The sequence below is a fragment of the Streptomyces sp. CB01249 genome (assembly GCF_001905735.1).
Classification (GTDB): domain Bacteria; phylum Actinomycetota; class Actinomycetes; order Streptomycetales; family Streptomycetaceae; genus Streptomyces.
This window is the reverse complement of sequence record NZ_LISW01000005.1, coordinates 27,969-44,259: the sequence shown is the minus strand read 5'-3', so window position 1 is coordinate 44,259 and position 16,291 is coordinate 27,969. Positions and strand designations below refer to the sequence as shown.

The 16,291-nt window shown below is 72.5% G+C and carries 16 protein-coding genes; 8 read left to right on the top strand and 8 right to left on the bottom strand.

Annotated features, from left to right (window positions below; genetic code table 11):
• Window positions 1-150: 150 nt before the first annotated feature.
• Window positions 151-300 carry an SCO1431 family membrane protein gene (locus AMK18_RS34510; RefSeq protein ID WP_018103949.1) on the top strand — a complete coding sequence of 50 codons (150 nt, stop codon included), beginning with the start codon at window positions 151-153 and terminating at the stop codon, window positions 298-300.
• 66 nt (window positions 301-366) lie between these two features.
• Here the strand turns inward: AMK18_RS34510 and AMK18_RS22855 are convergent, their stop codons facing one another.
• The gene (locus AMK18_RS22855) at window positions 367-1,641 is read right to left on the bottom strand and encodes a glycoside hydrolase family 18 protein (protein WP_018103950.1); all 1,275 of its coding nucleotides are present in this window, start codon (window positions 1,639-1,641) and stop codon (window positions 367-369) included.
• 395 nt (window positions 1,642-2,036) lie between these two features.
• Here AMK18_RS22855 and AMK18_RS22850 point away from each other — a divergent pair, with 395 nt between their 5' ends.
• Complete coding sequence (locus AMK18_RS22850) at window positions 2,037-3,209, top strand: acyl-CoA dehydrogenase family protein (RefSeq protein WP_018103951.1); 1,173 nt, start codon at window positions 2,037-2,039, stop codon at window positions 3,207-3,209.
• Window positions 3,210-3,606: 397 nt separating this feature from the next.
• On the opposite strand, the gene AMK18_RS22840 is transcribed toward AMK18_RS22850, so the two are convergent.
• A complete protein-coding gene (locus AMK18_RS22840) occupies window positions 3,607-4,002 on the bottom strand; it encodes a hypothetical protein (protein WP_018103952.1) in 396 nt (131 codons plus the stop codon).
• 202 nt (window positions 4,003-4,204) lie between these two features.
• On the opposite strand from AMK18_RS22840, the gene AMK18_RS22835 reads away from it, so the two are divergent.
• The 4 genes from AMK18_RS22835 to fxsA all read left to right on the top strand — a co-directional run bounded on the left by AMK18_RS22835 (window position 4,205) and on the right by fxsA (window position 8,439).
• On the top strand, window positions 4,205-4,645 hold the full coding sequence (locus tag AMK18_RS22835; protein ID WP_018103953.1) for an Lrp/AsnC family transcriptional regulator: 441 nt from the start codon (window positions 4,205-4,207) through the stop codon (window positions 4,643-4,645).
• Between the two features lie 212 nt (window positions 4,646-4,857).
• Window positions 4,858-6,498 carry an amidohydrolase gene (locus tag AMK18_RS22830; protein ID WP_018103954.1) on the top strand — a complete coding sequence of 547 codons (1,641 nt, stop codon included), beginning with the start codon at window positions 4,858-4,860 and terminating at the stop codon, window positions 6,496-6,498.
• A 527-nt stretch (window positions 6,499-7,025) separates the two neighbouring features.
• The gene (locus AMK18_RS22825; protein ID WP_018103955.1) at window positions 7,026-7,793 is read left to right on the top strand and encodes a polyprenol monophosphomannose synthase; all 768 of its coding nucleotides are present in this window, start codon (window positions 7,026-7,028) and stop codon (window positions 7,791-7,793) included.
• A 55-nt stretch (window positions 7,794-7,848) separates the two neighbouring features.
• Window positions 7,849-8,439: an FxsA family membrane protein gene (fxsA, locus tag AMK18_RS22820; protein WP_018103956.1), complete on the top strand. Its 591-nt coding sequence runs from the start codon at window positions 7,849-7,851 to the stop codon at window positions 8,437-8,439.
• A gap of 56 nt (window positions 8,440-8,495) precedes the next feature.
• Here the strand turns inward: fxsA and AMK18_RS22815 are convergent, their stop codons facing one another.
• The 4 genes from AMK18_RS22815 to yczE all read right to left on the bottom strand — a co-directional run bounded on the left by AMK18_RS22815 (window position 8,496) and on the right by yczE (window position 11,987).
• Window positions 8,496-8,870, bottom strand: coding sequence for an RNA polymerase-binding protein RbpA (locus tag AMK18_RS22815; RefSeq protein WP_003959706.1), 375 nt, complete (start codon window positions 8,868-8,870; stop codon window positions 8,496-8,498).
• Between the two features lie 274 nt (window positions 8,871-9,144).
• Window positions 9,145-10,512 (bottom strand): MFS transporter, encoded by a 1,368-nt coding sequence (locus AMK18_RS22810; protein WP_073864266.1) that lies wholly within the window; start codon window positions 10,510-10,512, stop codon window positions 9,145-9,147.
• Between the two features lie 51 nt (window positions 10,513-10,563).
• Window positions 10,564-11,328, bottom strand: coding sequence for a glycerophosphodiester phosphodiesterase (locus AMK18_RS22805; RefSeq protein WP_073864265.1), 765 nt, complete (start codon window positions 11,326-11,328; stop codon window positions 10,564-10,566).
• Complete coding sequence (gene yczE, locus AMK18_RS22800) at window positions 11,325-11,987, bottom strand: membrane protein YczE (RefSeq protein ID WP_073864264.1); 663 nt, start codon at window positions 11,985-11,987, stop codon at window positions 11,325-11,327. Before yczE ends, AMK18_RS22805 begins: the two co-directional genes overlap by 4 nt.
• A 102-nt stretch (window positions 11,988-12,089) precedes the next feature.
• Between yczE and AMK18_RS22795 the strand changes: the two genes are divergently transcribed.
• On the top strand, window positions 12,090-13,589 hold the full coding sequence (locus tag AMK18_RS22795; protein WP_073864262.1) for an SCO1417 family MocR-like transcription factor: 1,500 nt from the start codon (window positions 12,090-12,092) through the stop codon (window positions 13,587-13,589).
• 52 nt (window positions 13,590-13,641) lie between these two features.
• Here the strand turns inward: AMK18_RS22795 and AMK18_RS22790 are convergent, their stop codons facing one another.
• Entirely contained in the window at window positions 13,642-15,231 is a 1,590-nt protein-coding gene (locus tag AMK18_RS22790) for a hypothetical protein (RefSeq protein ID WP_073864260.1), read from the bottom strand.
• Between the two features lie 37 nt (window positions 15,232-15,268).
• Window positions 15,269-15,463 (bottom strand): hypothetical protein, encoded by a 195-nt coding sequence (locus AMK18_RS22785; protein WP_018103962.1) that lies wholly within the window; start codon window positions 15,461-15,463, stop codon window positions 15,269-15,271.
• A gap of 243 nt (window positions 15,464-15,706) precedes the next feature.
• Here AMK18_RS22785 and AMK18_RS22780 point away from each other — a divergent pair, with 243 nt between their 5' ends.
• Window positions 15,707-16,099 carry an ankyrin repeat domain-containing protein gene (locus tag AMK18_RS22780; protein WP_073864259.1) on the top strand — a complete coding sequence of 131 codons (393 nt, stop codon included), beginning with the start codon at window positions 15,707-15,709 and terminating at the stop codon, window positions 16,097-16,099.
• Window positions 16,100-16,291: the final 192 nt, after the last annotated feature.

The following is a 16,291-nucleotide window of genomic DNA, read 5'->3' as shown; positions in this document are numbered from 1 at the left end:
CGGTTTGCGCACGTCGTGGGGGCGGTGCCGGGGCCGGGCGCCCGGGGGAGTGACGGACGTCTCTACCCCCGGACCCGCCGGGCTGGCACTGTGGTCGGGTCCCGGCCGGGTGCTGGGTACACCTTCTGCCGGCCGACCGAACGAGATGCCATGAGCGCGACTGCCGCCACCCTCACCGCCGCCCGCCGCCGCGCCCGCACCGGCGGCCCCGACGACGGCCCCCAGCTGCTGGAGCACATCGTGGGCTGGACCCTCGTGGTCGTGGTCGCCATGCTCGTCACACAGCTCGGCCTGCTCTAGCGCATACGCGTCGGGGGCGGGGAGCCCGACCGGCTCCCCGCCCCCGACGTTCACCGCGCTACCGGGTCAGTCGATCGCCTTGATCAGCTCGCCGTCGGTGGTGTCACCGCTCAGCTCCCAGAAGAAGGTGCCGCCCAGGCCCTGCTGGTTCTTGTACGCCATCTTGGTGCCGATGGTCTCCGGGGTGTCGTAGCTCCACCAGTTGCTGCCGCAGTGCGCGTACGCCGTGCCCGCGACGGTGCCCGTGGCGGGGCAGGTGTTCTTGAGGACCTTGTAGTCCTCGATGCCCGCCTCGTACGTGCCCGCGGCCGCGCCGGTCGCCGTTCCGCCCGGCTCGTCCTGCGTGACGCCGGTCCAGCCGCGCCCGTAGAAGCCGATGCCGAGGAGCAGCTTCGAGGCCGGGACGCCCTGCGCCTTCAGCTTCTCGATGGCTGCCTCGCTGTTGAAGCCGTCCTTCGGGATGCCCTCGTAGGAGGTCAGCGGGGAGTGCGGGGCGGTCGGGCCCTTCGCGTCCCAGGCACCGAAGAAGTCGTACGTCATCGGGTTGTACCAGTCGACGTACTGCGCCGCGCCGCCGTAGTCGGCGGCGTCCAGCTTGCCGCCCTCCGAACCGTCCGCGCTGATCGCCGAGGTGACCAGGTTGTCGCCGCCGAACTTCGTACGCAGCGCCGACAGCAGGTTGCCGTAGGCCTCCCGGCCACTCGTGTCACAGGTCAGGCCGCAGTCGTTGGGGTACTCCCAGTCGATGTCGATGCCGTCGAACACATCGGCCCACCGCGGGTCCTCGACCAGGCTGTAGCAGGAATCGGCGAACGCGGCCGGGTTCTGCGCGGCCTCACCGAAGCCGCCGGACCAGGTCCAGCCGCCGAAGGACCAGAGCACCTTCAGGTTGGGGTGCAGCTTCTTCAGCTTGCGCAGCTGGTTGAAGTTGCCCCGCAGCTCCTGGTCCCAGGTGTCCGCGACGCCGTCGACGGACTGGTCGGCGGTGTACGCCTTCTCGTAGTCCGCGTACGAGTCACCGACCGTGCACTTGCCACCCTGGACGTTGCCGAAGGCGTAGTTGATGTGCGTGAGCTTGTCGGCCGAGCCCGAGGTCTCGATGTTCTTGACGTGGTAATTGCGGTCGTAGACACCCCATTCGGTGAAGTATCCGACCACCTTGTCACCGGCCGCTGTGGGGGCGGCGGGTGCTGCTGCCGGTGCGGCGGCCCGGGGCGCGGCGGGGGCCGCGCCGGCGGAACCGGTGCCGGCGACGCCGAGCAGGGCTGCGCCCAGAGCGGCGGTACACGCGGCAGCGGCGAGGGCCCGCAGACGGGCTCCCGGGCGATGCAGTCCGGTCATGGTTGCTCCTCGTGGGGGAGGGGACGTGCCAATGGACTACCGGCTTCCGGCGCTCAGATTTGGCATGAACGCGGAAAGCCGGTTCGCCGGGAACGGTAGATGGACTAGACCAGTTGGGTCAATGGTTCGGACCAATATCGATGATCTCCGGGTGTCCGGAGCCGGGTTCCGGACACCCGGTCATCCATATGTTCGGTCAACCGGTGACGGATGCCATCCGATCGGGCATACTCGTCCCGCCACAGCCGCCTGCCTGCGCCTCTCGTAATCCGGGAGGGCAACATCGGCTGGGCAGCAGTGATTTCGGGCATCGCCCGGAGATCCCCCCCCGGCGGCGCCGCTCACACCCCGCGCGTGCGACCGCCGCAACGCCCGACAGGGAGGAGAGCGCCGTCATGTCCGACCGTGCCCCGCAGTGGGTCGAACGCCGTCTGCCCACCGAGGAATCCAGCCAGCTGATCGACCTCGTACGGGACATCGCCCAGCGGGAGATCGTCCCGGGGGCGGCCGAGGAGGAGGAAGCGGGCCGCTTCCCCCGCGAGGTCTTCACCCTGCTCTCCGAGTCAGGCCTGCTCGGCCTGCCCTACGACTCCGAACACGGCGGCGGCGACCAGCCGTACGAGGTCTACCTCCAGGTCCTCGAAGAGCTCAGCGCCGCCCGGCTCACCGTCGGCCTCGGCGTCAGCGTCCACTCCCTCGCCTGCCACGGACTCGCCGGCTACGGCACCAAGGAGCAGCGCGCCGAACACCTCCCGTCGATGCTCTCCGGCGGCCTGCTCGGCGCCTACTGCCTCTCCGAACCGGCCTCCGGCTCCGACGCCGCCTCGCTGCGCACCAAGGCCGTACGGGACGGCGACGACTGGGTGATCACCGGCACCAAGGCCTGGATCACGCACGGCGGCATCGCCGACTTCTACACCGTGCTGGCCCGCACCGGCGCCGAGGGCGCCCGGGGCATCACCGCCTTCCTCGTCCCCGGTGACGCCGCCGGGCTGAGCGCGGCCGTCCCCGAGAAGAAGATGGGCATGAAGGGCTCGCCCACCGCCCAGCTCCACTTCGACGGCGTCCGCATCCCCGACGCCCGCCGGATCGGCGAGGAGGGCCAGGGCTTCGCGATCGCCCTGTCCGCCCTCGACTCCGGCCGCCTCGGCATCGCCGCCTGCGCCATCGGCGTCGCCCAGGCCGCACTGGGCGCGGCCCTCGACTACGCCACCGGCCGCAAGCAGTTCGGCCGCCCCATCGCGGACTTCCAGGGCCTGCGCTTCATGCTCGCCGACATGGCGACCCGCATCGAGGCCGGCCGCGCGCTCTATCTGGAGGCCGCCCGGCTGAGGGACGCGGGCCGCCCCTTCTCGCGCCAGGCCGCCATGGCCAAGCTCTTCTGCACGGACGCCGCGATGCAGGTGACCATCGACGCCGTCCAGGTGCTCGGCGGCTACGGCTACACGCAGGACTTCCCCGTCGAACGCCTCATGCGCGAGGCCAAGGTGCTCCAGATCGTGGAGGGCACCAACCAGATTCAGCGGATGGTCATCGCGCGCCACCTCGCGGGCCCTGAGTCCCGCTGACCCGCAGCGGCCGCTCGGACCACACGGGCGTCGTCATGATCCGGTTCCAGTCCTGGTCATGACGGCCTGGCAGGGTCCGGCCCGTGCTCTCCCAGTGCCGCAGCAGCGCCCGGTAGATCGGCGGATCGCTCGAATGGGGCACCGCGCGCGGCGCGGACCGGGGCGGTTCGGACCGGGACGCCGGTACGGAACCGGACTGCGGAACCGATTCTTCGGAGGGCGGAGCGGCGAGACGGCGGCGCCCGGGGCCGGCCGTGGAATGCAGCGGGGTCATACCGGGGCAACGCCGTGGGGTGCGGCGGGGTCACTGGCTGTTCGATTCGGGCGAATGTTCACCCGGTTCCCCCCGGCTGCCGGGTTGCTCCCGCACCCCGGCCGCGCGTTCGGGAAGGAAGGCTCAGGCGGCCTCGCGCCGGAGCGGAGCGGCCACCCGGATCGGGCGGGAACCGGCACCGCCGGCGTGCGAGAAGGGCTGCGTCCGCCAGTCCAGCCCCTGCGGGAGCGTCAGCAGCAGCGCCGTCTCCTGCTCCTGCACCCCGTCCGCCTCGGCCGGCGGGTCCCCGGCGGCACGGCCCGTACCGGGGCACACGGTGAGCACGAACGGGTTCCACGGGGACGGGCACAGCGCGTGCTCCGGGAGCACGTCCTCGTCCGCCAGGAGCGCGATGGGCTGCGCGCAGTCCGGGCACACGACCCGGTACATCTCGAAGGTGTCGTACGCGTCGGGAGCGGAGTCCTCGAACGGATCAACGGGCTCCGGTTCGGTACGTCCGGTGAGCTTCAGGTGTGGCATGGGAAATCCCCCCTCGGATGGGCCGGCATGACGCTGTGGCCTCGGCCACAGCAAGCACTTCCCGCCACCGATCGGCCGTAACCGTTCCGTGTCCCCCTACTGTCGCGTAAACCTGTGGCGTTGGTCACATGCCCGGCGCAGGTGCCGTCCCAAGGGCTGGGCAGCTGTGCCGGGAACGACTCATGGCCATAGATTGATCCATATGGAGGAGCTGGACCGTCACATCGTGGAGTTGCTCGTCAAGGACGGGCGGATGAGCTACACCGACCTGGGCAAGGCCACCGGCCTGTCCACCTCGGCGGTTCATCAGCGCGTCCGCAGGCTGGAGCAGCGCGGGGTGATCCGCGGCTACGCCGCGGTCGTGGACCCGGAGGCGGTCGGCCTGCCGCTGACCGCGTTCATCTCCGTCAAGCCGTTCGACCCCAGCGCCCCGGACGACATCGCCGAACGGCTCGCCGGCGTCCCGGAGCTGGAGGCGTGCCACAGCGTCGCCGGCGACGAGAACTACATCCTCAAGGTCCGCGTGGCGACCCCGCTGGAGCTGGAGAACCTGCTCACCCGCATCCGCTCGCTCGCCGGCGTCTCCACCCGCACCACGGTCGTCCTGTCCACCCCGTACGAGGCACGCCCGCCGCAGATCTAGGGGGTGTCTGATGGGTCCCCGTGGAGGAAGGAGCGGCGTCTGGTGCGTGCGATCGCAAGGCGCCGGGAAGTCCTCGTAGCGGAGCTACTAGGGCTTTTCGGCAACGCGGCGAGCGCGCGTGCCAGGCGACGCGACGCCGCGGGGACCCATCAGACACCCCCTCCAGGGGGGCGCGCACGGGGGCGGTCCCGGCAGGCGGGAGACTGGTGCTCATGACCGAGAGCACCGCCCCCCAGAGCGAACACCGCACCGTGCTGCTGCGCGGTGGAGACGTCCACAGCCCCGCCGACCCCTTCGCCACCGCCATGGTGGTCGAACGGGGCCATGTCGCCTGGGTGGGCTCCGAAGGCGCCGCCGACGCCTTCGCGAGCGGCGTCGACGAGGTGATCGACCTCGAAGGGGCCCTGGTCACCCCCGCGTTCACCGACGCCCACGTCCACACCACCTCGACCGGTCTCGCCCTCACCGGGCTCGACCTCTCCGGCGCCCGCACCCTCGGCGACGCCCTCGCCCGCGTCCGCGCCCACGTCACCGCCCACCCCGCCGACCGGGTCGTCCTCGGACACGGCTGGGACGCCACCCGCTGGCCCGAGCAGCGGCCGCCCTCCCGCGCCGAGCTGGACGAGGCGGCGGCCGGCCGGCCCGTCTACCTGCCCCGGGTCGACGTGCACTCCGCGGTCGTCAGCACCGCCCTGCTCGACCTCGTCCCCGGCGTCACCACGATGCCCGGATACGACCCCGAGGGACCGCTGACCGCCGCCGCCCACCACGCCGTGCGCGCGGCCGCCCACGACGCCGTCACGCCCGCCCAGCGCGCCGAGGCGCAGCGTGCCGCGCTGCGCCACGCCGCCTCCCTCGGCATCGGCTCGCTCCACGAGTGCGGCGGCCCCGACATCTCCGACGAGGACGACTTCACCGGGCTGCTGAAGGTGGCCGCCGAGCAGCCCGGGCCCCGGGTCTTCGGCTACTGGGCCCAGGAGGTGGCCGACGAGAAGGACGCCCGGCGGATCCGCGAGCTCGGCGCCGTCGGCGCGGCCGGCGACCTCTTCGTGGACGGCTCGCTCGGCTCCCACACCGCCTGCCTGCACGAGCCGTACGCCGACGCCCCGCACACCGGCACCGCCCACCTGGACGCCGCCCGGATCGCCGCCCACGTCGCCGCCTGCACCGAGGCGGGGCTCCAGGCGGGCTTCCACGCCATCGGGGACGCGGCGCTCTCGTCGGTCGTCCAGGGCGTCAGGGCCGCCGCCGAGAAGGTGGGCCTGGCCCGGGTGCGGGCCGCCCGGCACCGCGTCGAGCACGCGGAGATGCTCACCCCGGAGACCGTCGCGGCCTTCGCGGAGCTGGGCCTCACCGCCTCCGTCCAGCCCGCCTTCGACGCCGCGTGGGGCGGCGAGGAGGGCATGTACGCCCAGCGCCTCGGCGTCGGCCGGGCCGCCACCCTCAACCCGTACGCGGCGCTGCTGCGGGCCGGTGTGCCGCTCGCCTTCGGCTCGGACAGCCCGGTGACCCCGCTGGACCCATGGGGGACCGTACGGGCCGCCGCCTTCCACCGGACGCTGGAGCACCGCGTCTCGGTCCGGGCCGCCTTCACCGCGCACACCCGGGGCGGCTGGCGGGCCCTGGGGCGGGACGACGCGGGGACCCTGGTGCCCGGCGCCCCGGCCGACTACGCGGTGTGGCGCACCGACCAGCTGGTGGTCCAGGCGCCCGACGACCGGGTGGCGCGCTGGTCGACCGACCCCCGGTCCGGGACGCCGGGACTGCCCGACCTCAGCCCCGGTGCCGACCTGCCGGTCTGCCTGCGCACCGTGGTCCTCGGACAAACTGTCTACGTAAGGCCGAACGAGTGACGTGCGGACATTCCGGTCCGCCGATCGAAGGCCGGTCCGCTCTTCCGCCACCTGGGGATCTTCGGGACTGACCAGGCAATTTCGGTAATCGACGCAGGTCAGGCAAGTATTGACAGAATGCGGCCATCGGCCGGTAGGTTCGGCCGAGTCCACCACAGGACGTCCGACCGGTAAAACCTCCACGCAGTCGTCGAACGCCGCTGGGTCACGGGGTGGTGTGCCGCACCGGCGCACCGCCACTGACAGCCAGGTTCAGCGCCCGCGCCTCGGGGGCGAGGGAAGGTTTCAGCCGGACGGAGGGTGCGACCCGGGTGGGGCCCGGACGTTCAGTAGACAACGGCTCTAGGTCGACCCGCAGCCAGCGGGTCCCAGGTCGGCCCGAAGGACTCCGGGCCCCGATCCGCACTTCTGTCCCCGATTCCGCTCTTCTGTCCGCCGCGGCTCCCGCGCCACCCCGACCGGGTCGGCGTCCCGCCCCGCCGCGCTCGATATGGTGTGCACCTGCGTACGGACGTGAGGGGCAGTAAGTGAACGACGGCGGTCAGCGGCAATTCGGTCCGCTCGGCAGTGTCTTGGTGATCATCCCGACCTACAACGAGGCCGAGAACATCAAGCCGATCGTGAGCCGGGTGCGCGCCGCCGTGCCGGAGGCCCACATTCTCGTCGCCGACGACAACAGCCCCGACGGCACGGGCAAGCTGGCCGACGAGCTGGCCGCGGACGACGACCACGTCCACGTCCTGCACCGCAAGGGCAAGGAAGGGCTCGGCGCGGCCTACCTCGCCGGCTTCCGCTGGGGCATGGACCACGACTACGGCGTCCTGGTCGAGATGGACGCCGACGGCTCCCACCAGCCCGAGGAGCTGCCCCGGCTGCTCACCGCGCTCAAGGGCGCGGACCTGGTCCTCGGCTCCCGCTGGGTGCCCGGCGGCCGGGTGGTGAACTGGCCCAAGTCCCGCGAGTTCATCTCGCGCGGCGGCAGCACGTACTCGCGGCTGATGCTGGGCCTGCGGACCCGGGACGTCACCGGCGGCTACCGCGCCTTCCGCACCGAGACCCTGAAGGGCATCGGTCTGGACGCGGTCGCCTCGCAGGGCTACTGCTTCCAGGTCGATCTGGCCCGCCGCGCGATCGAGGCCGGTTTCCACGTAGTGGAGGTGCCGATCACCTTCGTGGACCGCGAGGTCGGCGACTCCAAGATGAGCAAGGACATCCTGGTCGAGGCGCTGTGGCGGGTGACCGCCTGGGGCGTCACCAGCCGGACGAACAAGGTGCTCGGCCGCCGTACCCCCTGAGGTCCGCCCTCACCCCCTTACGGCGTACGGACGCGCGGCCAGGCACACTGGGGGCATGACGACCGGCACACCGCCCCCGACCGCCCGCAGGCGCTCGCGCGCCCGGACCTTCGTACCTCTCGCCGTCGCCGCCTGGGCGGTGCTGGAGATCTGGCTGCTGATCCTGGTGGCCGATGTCGCGGGCGGGCTGACCGTCGTGATCCTGCTGGCCGCCGGGATCGTGCTCGGCGCCGCGGTGATCAAGGGCGCGGGCCGCCGGGCCTTCCGCAACCTCACGGAGACGCTTCAGCGGATGCCGGGGCAGCCGGGCGCGGACGGCTCCTCGCCCGTCGACCCCGAGAGCGGCCGGGGCAACGGCTTCCTGATGCTCGGCGGGCTGCTGATCATGATCCCCGGCCTGATCTCGGACGTGGCCGGGCTGCTGCTCCTGATCCCGCCGGTGCGCACGGCGCTCAGCCGTTACGCGGAACGCTCGCTGGACCGCCGCATGCGGAGGGCCGCTCCCGGTGGCTTCTCGGACGCCTTCCAGCAGGCCCGCATCCACCGCCCGGACGGCAAGGTGGTCCAGGGCGAGGTCATCCGCGACGAACCGCCCCGCGACCACCCGGGCCCGAACGACGACCCCCGCCCGCCGCTCACGCCGTGACAAAAACCGCGGGCCCCGACACAGATTCTGTGTCGGGGCCCGCGGTTTTTGCTCGGTCAAGCAGACTTCCTGCTGTCCCGAGGGTGCACAGCAATGTTCATCGCCCCGGAGCGCAGGACGGCCAGCCGTTCGGCCAGCACCTCCTCCAGCTCCTCGCGCGTGCGCCGCTCCATGAGCATGTCCCAGTGCGTACGCGCGGGCTTGCCCTTCTTCTCCTCGGGGCCATCCCCGTCCACCAGGAGTGCCTGGGCGCCACACGCCTTGCACTCCCACTCCGGCGGAATTTCGGCCTCTACCGAGAACGGCATCTCGAATCGATGTCCGTTCTGGCATGCGTACTCCACCGCCTGGCGCGGGGCCAGATCGATGCCGCGGTCCGTCTCGTAGCTGGTAACCACGAGTCGCGTGCCGCGGAGAGCTCGCTCACTCATGAATCGTGCCTCCCGGGCTTGTCGCCCACAGGACAGGTGTCGCTGTCGTCGTCAATCGGTCAACGTCCGGTCGGCGGCAAAGATTCCCGTTGCCGGTCATGCGTCGCCCGTCGAACCGCTGATTTTCAGGTTTCCCAGGGTTCAAGTACCCGCCCATACCCGGTTTGTCACCTTTGACGGAAGTTGTCACCCAACGGTTCGCGAAGTTCCACTCGCCGTAACGGTCACCCGGGGCAGGCCAAAGGCGTACACTACCGGCCTTTTACTTCAACGTCTAAATCCGCTCCGGCACGGGGTTTCCCGCCGCCGCCACCGCCTGCCTGAGCGGGACCCGCGCGAGCAGTACCGAACCCACGACGAAGAAGACCACCAGCGAGATGATCGCGTCCCGGTAGCTGCCGGTCAGCTGGTAGGCGAGACCGAAGACCAGGGGCCCCAGCCAGCTCAGGCCGCGGTCGCTCATCTCGTACGCCGAGAAGTACTCGGCCTCCTTGCCGCGCGGCACCAGATGCGAGAACAGCGACCGGGACAGTGCCTGGCTGCCGCCCAGCACCAGGCCGATCGCCGCCGCCAGCACGTAGAAGAAGACGGGCGACCCGGCGGGCAGGAAGTATCCGGCGACCAGGATCAGCGTCCACACCACCAGCGAACCCAGGATCGTGCGCTTCGCGCCGTACACCCGGGCCATCCGGCCCATCGCCAGTGCCCCGGCCACCGCGAGCACCTGCACCAGCAGCACCGCCGTGATCAGCGTCGACTGGCCGAGGCCCAGCTCCTCGGAGCCGTACACCGACGCCTGCGAGATCACGGTCTGCACGCCGTCGTTGTAGACCAGGTAGGCGAGCAGGAAGGACAGGGTCAGCGGATGGCGCCGCATGTCCGCCAGCGTGGCCCGCAGCTGCCGCCAGCCCGAGCCCGTCGCCGCGCCCCGGCCGCCCGGCGCCACCCGCCGGTCGCGCAGCCGGCGCAGCGGGATGACGGTGAAGACGCCCCACCACAGGCCCGCCGACGCCAGGCAGATCCGCACCGCCTGGGACTCGGAGAGGCCGAAGGAGTCGTGGCCCGAGTACAGGATCAGATTCAGTACGAGGACGAGCGCCCCGGAGGTGTAGCCGAACGCCCACCCCCGCGAGGAGACGTCGTCGCGCTCCTCCGGCTCCGCGATCTGCGGCAGGTAGGAGTTGTAGACCATCATCGCCACCGCCGTCGCGGCGTTCGCCACGATGAGCAGGAAGGCGCCGAGCAGATAGCGGTCCCCGTCCAGGAAGAACATGGCGGTCGTCGCCGCGGCCCCGGTGTAGGCCGTCACCGCGAGGAGCGGCTTCTTGCGGCCCGTACGGTCGGCCGCCGCGCCCACCACGGGCATCAGGACGATCGCCAGGACGAGCGAGGCCGACACCGCGTACGCGAACAGCGATCCGGCGCGCACCGGGATGCCGAGCGGGTGGACGAAGCCGTCCGGGTCCGCGGCGGACTTGGCGACCGAGGTCAGATACGGGCCGAGGAAGACCGTGACGACGCTCGTGGAGTAGACGGAGCAGGCGAAGTCGTAGAAGTACCAGCCGCGCTGTTCCCGGCGCCGCGCGTCCGGGCCGGTCGCGCCCTCGGCCGGCCCGGTGGTGTCTGCGGTGTCGGCCGTCATGGCGCCCCCTGGAAATCTCCCCGTGAAGACACCCACCCGGGCGGCGGCGGGTCAGGCCCAGGCCCCCCGCTCGCTCAGCACCGTGCGCAGCGTCTCGATGTGATCGGTCATGATGCCATCCACCCCCAGGTCCAGGAGAGCGGCCATCCGCTCCGGTTCGTTCACCGTCCACACATGCACCTGGAGCCCGCGCGCATGGGCCTCGCGCACGAAGCGGCGGTCGACCACCCGGATGCCGTTCTGGCTCTCCGGCACCTGCGCGCACACCGCTCCGGCGCGCAGCGCGGCCGGGATGCCGTACGAGCGCAGCCGCAGGCCGAGCACCCCGCGCACGCCGTACGAGGTGGCCAGGCGCGGGCCGCCCAGCCGGTGCGCCCTGGCCACCCGGGCCTCGGAGAACGAGCCGACGCACACCCGGTCCCAGGCGTCCGCCGCGCGGATCAGCTCCAGGAGCGGCAGGAGGGCGGCCTCCGCCTTCACGTCCACGTTCCACCGGGCCTCGGGGAAGGTCTCCAGCAGCTCCTCGAACAGCGGCAGCGGCTCGCGCCCGGCGACCCGGGCCCGGCCTATCTCGCTCCACGGCAGCTCCGCCAGGCGGCCCCGGGCGTCCGTCACCCGGTCCAGCGTGGCGTCGTGGAAGGCGACGAGTCGGCCGTCCGCCGACGCGTGCACATCGGTCTCGAAGTAGCGGTACCCGGCGTCGGCGGCCCGGCGGAAGGCGGCGGCCGTGTTCTCGATGCCGTCCGCGGCCCCGCCCCGGTGGGCGAACGCGAGCGGCACGGGGTGGTCCAGATAGGGGTGGCGTTCGGAGGTCACCGCCGCAGTATGGACCGCCGGGGCGCGGACGTCCCGGCCGAGGGGGCGCTTTCCCCGGGGATCGCGAAGACCCGCAGGAAGACCTGGGCGAGCGGGCCGATGGCCAGGGCGTACAGGACCGTGCCGACGCCGAGGGACCCGCCGAGCAGGAATCCGGTGACCACGACGGCGATCTCGATCGCGGTGCGGACCAGCCGGATCGACCGGCCGGTCCGCCGGTGCAGCCCGGTCATCAGGCCGTCCCGGGGGCCGGGGCCGAACCGGGCGCTGATGTACAGCCCCGTCGCCACACCGTTCAGCACGATCCCCGCCGCCATCACCCCGGCCCGTGCCACCAGGCCGTGCACCTCGGGGACCAGGGCGAGCGTGCCGTCCATCGCGATCCCCACGGCGAACACGTTGGACACCGTGCCCAGACCCGGCCGCTGCCGCAGCGGGATCCACAGCAGCAGCACGATCGCCCCGATGATGATCGAGACCACCCCGATGCTGATCCCGGTGCGCTCGGCGAGGCCCTGGTGCAGCACGCCCCACGGCTCCAGGCCGAGACCGGCGACGACCAGGAGGGCCGAGCTCGCCCCGTACAGCGCGAGCCCCGCGTACAGCTGGACCAGCCGACGGGTGAGGTGCGCCCCCTGCGGGACGAGGGTGTTGGACAAGGAGTGCCCCCTGGTGTGGTGGTGTTGGACCGCTCCGTGTCACTCTGTGGCAGGGGATTGGCCGCCAACCATGGCCAATCCGAGGAAGGTGGACTGATTCTCATGGCGCAGTGGACTTCGGCGGTCGGCGCGGCCCAGCTGGCCCGGCAGCTCCAGGCCCAGCAGCAGCGGCCGGCCGGACCCGGCAGCCGCCGCCCGCCCGCCTACCGCGCCCTCGCCGACGGCATCCGGCTGCTCGTCCTGGAGGGCCGGGTCGCGGTCGCCGCCCGCCTCCCCGCCGAACGCGAGCTCGCCCTCGCCCTCGCCGTCAGCCGCACCACCGTCGCCGCCGCCTACGAGGCGCTGCGGGCCGAGGGCTTCCTGGAGTCCCGGCGTGGCGCGGGCAGCTGGACGGCGGTCCCGGCGGGCAACCCACTGCCCGCCCGCGGCCTGGAACCCCTGCCGCCCGAGGCCCTGGGCTCCATGATCGACCTGGGCTGCGCCTCGCTGCCGGCACCCGAGCCCTGGCTGACCCGGGCCGTCCAGGGCGCCCTGGAGGAGCTGCCCCCGTACGCCCACACCCACGGCGACTACCCCGCCGGGCTGCCCGCCCTGCGCCAGATGATCGCCGACCGCTACACCGCCGACGGCATCCCGACCATGCCCGAGCAGATCATGGTCACCACCGGCGCGATGGGCGCCATCGACGCCATCTGCCACCTCTTCGCCGGACGCGGCGAACGCATCGCGGTGGAGTCCCCGAGCTACGCCAACATCCTCCAGCTGATGCGCGAGGCGGGCGCCCGACTGGTCCCCGTCGCGATGGAGGAGGGGCTCGGCGGCTGGGACCTGAACCGGTGGCGCCAGGTCCTGCGCGACGCGGCGCCCCGGCTCGGCTACGTCGTCGCCGACTTCCACAACCCGACCGGGGCGCTGGCCGACGAGGAGCGCCGCCGGGCACTCGTGGACGCCGCCCGCTCGGCCGGCACGGTGCTCGTCGTGGACGAGACGATGCGGGAGCTGCACCTCGACGAGGACGTGGCGATGCCGCGCCCGGTCTGCGCGTTCGACCCGGCGGGCAGCACGGTCCTGACCGTGGGCTCGGCCAGCAAGGCGTTCTGGGCGGGCATGCGGATCGGCTGGGTACGGGCCGCGCCCGACGTGATCCGCAGCCTGGTCGCCGCCCGCGCGTACGCCGACATGGGCACCCCCGTCCTCGAACAGCTCGCGGTGAACTGGCTGATGCGCACCGGCGGCTGGCAGGAGGCCGTGCGGCTGCGCCGGGAACAGGCCCGGGAGAACCGGGACGCGCTCGTCGCGGCCGTGCGCCGGGAGCTGCCGGAGTGGGAGTTCTCCGTGCCCGCCGGCGGGCTCACGCTCTGGGTGCGCACCGGCGGCCTCTCCGGCTCCCGGCTCGCGGTCGCCGGGGAAGGCGTCGGGGTGCGGGTGCCGTCCGGCCCTCGGTTCGGGGTCGACGGCGCCTTCGAGGGCTACGTACGGCTGCCGTTCACGGTCGGCGGCCCGGTCGCGGACGAGGCGGCCCAGCGTCTCGCCCAGGCGGCCCGGCTCGTCGGCGCGGGCGGCGGGGCGGGCGTGGAGGCACCGCGCACGTTCGTGGCGTGAACGGAGGAGGGCCCGGCACGCTGCCGGGCCCTCCTCCGTCGCCGTCACGCGTTCAGTCGCCGACGGTCACGGACTCCAGCGCGACCGGCGTCTCCACGGCCTCGGCCGGTGCCGGTTCCGGCGCCCCCGCCTCGACCGCCGTGCGCCGCTCCGGCAGCAGGCTCAGCACCGCCGCGCGCTGCGCCTCGCTCGTGGCGTCGTCGTACGGGTCGGGCGTGGCCGGGACCTGGATGCGCAGCACAGGACCGGCGCCGAACCGGGCGTAGCCGCGGCCGGCCGGGGCGTCCGGCGGCGGGGTGGTGTGCGGTCCGGTGCCGAGCACCGACTCGACCTGCGCGGCGGTGCACTCGCCGAGCACCACCCGGGCCCTGGTGTGCGTGCGGACGGTCTCGCCGAGGCCGTCGAGGTGGTCGAACGCCTCGGCGAGGACCACGACGACATGGGCGGCCCGGCCGTGCCGCAGCGGGATCTGGAGCAGTTCCTGCGCGTCGGGCGTGCCGTCGCCGGACGGGCGGGCGAGCGCGCTCGGCCGGTCCAGCAGGATCCAGAGCGGCCGCGTCAGCTCCTCGGGGACCGGGTCCCCGGCCTGCCGGGCGCGGTTCGCCTCGATCAGCCGGCGCTCCGTCTCGTTGGCCGCCCACTCCAGCGTGGAGAGCGCGCCGGCGGGCCCGCACTCGACGGCCAGGACGCCTTCGCGCCCGGTGAAGCAGGCGTATTCGCCGGTGCCGCTGCCCTCCACGACGAGGATGTCGCCCTGCTGGAGCGCCTGGAGGGCGATGGACCGCAGCAGGGTGGTGGTGCCGCTGCCGGGCTGCCCGGCGACGAGCAGGTGCGGTTCGGTGGAGCGGGGGCCGGTGCGCCAGACGACGCCGGGCGCGTCCCGGGTGCCGGCGTTGTCGCTCACCGGGAGGGTGCGCGGCACGGCGTCCTCGTCCGTGAAGCCGAGGACGGTCTCGCCGGGGGCGGTGACGAAGCGCTGGGCGGTGAGCGAGGTCGGCAGGGCGTCCAGGACGCTCATCACCAGCCGGTTGCCCTCCTCGTCCCAGCTGAACCGGTACTCCCGGCCCCGGCCCGACTTGGCGTGCAGCAGCTGTTCGATCCGGGCCCGGGACTCGGGCTCGCTGTCGGTGAAGTACGCGGGATACGCGACCTGGAGGCGCGAGACGCGGCCGTCGCCGTCGAACGCGTAACCGCTGAAGACCTTGTCCCACTCGCCGCCGTGGCTGAACAGCGGCTCGGGGTCCTCGGCCGTCGAGAAATACGGCACGAGGGCTTCGTACAGGGACCGCAGACGGGCGGTCTCCGCCTCGTCGGGGCCGGTCCTGACGGGAGTGCGGTCGCGCCCCATCCATGCGGCTGCGCCCATCACCGTGACGAGGGCCAGCACCGGCCCGTACGGGATGAGCGCGACCACGAGTACGCAGGCCGCGACGAGGAACAGCGTGGGGCCACGCCGGTCCTTGGGCGTCGCGGCCCACTTCTGCCGTCCTGCGCCGGCCAGCAGCCGCAGACCGCGCGTCAGCGTGATCAGCGGATGGAGCACATCGGTGGCGCTGTCGGCGGCCGTGCGCGCGAACTCTCGACTGCGAGTGATCGAAGCGCTGCCGCTGCTCAGAATGCGGGGGAGTGGTCGCCTGGCCACGTCTGTCTCCTGAAGGGGTCGGTGCGGAGGCGGAGGGTCAGAACTTGATCCCGCCCAGGAGTCCGGCCAGGCTCGCTCCGCCCGCGGTGATGCTCGGTGCGATGGCGGTCCCGGCCAGGTAGAAGCCGAACAGGGCGGTGACGAGGGCGTGCGACGCCTTGAGGCCGTCCTTCCTGAAGAACAGGAAGACGATGATGCCGAGGATGACGACGCCGGACATGGAAAGGATCATGAGTGTTCTCCTGGTTGGAGGGGACGGTCACCATGAGTCCTTCCAGGCTCACCCCAAGTATCCGTAAGATAAAAGGCGTAATCGGGTGAAAAGGGTGATTATCCACCCGATCGGCGGAGGGGAAGCCCGGGCCTGATCATGAACCCGCCCGGGCAGTACCCTGTCGGTTCACTCGCACGGCCCCCGCCGTGCACGGGCCGGCCGCCGACGGCGGCCCGGACGGTCAAGGAAGGCGGTACCCCGATGAGCGACGTCCCCGATCCCGAGGTCGTGGAGCTGGCCTCCAAGGTGTTCGACCTGGCACGCGCCGGCGACGCCGACGCCCTCGCCGCCTACGTGGACGCCGGAGTGCCCGCCAACCTCACCAACGACCGGGGCGACTCGCTGCTGATGCTCGCCGCCTACCACGGCCACGCCGCCGCGGTCACCGCCCTCGCCGCCCGCGGCGCCGACCCGGGCCGGGCCAACGACCGGGGCCAGACCCCCCTCGCCGGAGCCGTCTTCAAGGGCGAGGAGGCGGTGATCCGCGCCCTCCTCGACGCGGGCGCCGATCCGGCCGCCGGAACCCCCTCTGCGGTCGACACCGCACGCATGTTCGGCAAGGACGACCTGCTGGAACTCTTCGGCGCCCGCTGAACGGGTACGTCGTAAATGTGGTCGCGGTGGCGAAATGGCTGGGTCATCATGACGTCGCGGGCCCGATCAGGGCCACCCGACGAGAGGCAGAGGAAGATGCTCTACACCAGGCGGAAGACGGCGGTCGGCGAATCATGTTGCTGTGCGGGCTAGGGCGTGTCCGGCGGATCGGGGTCGGGTAGGGCGCGGCGT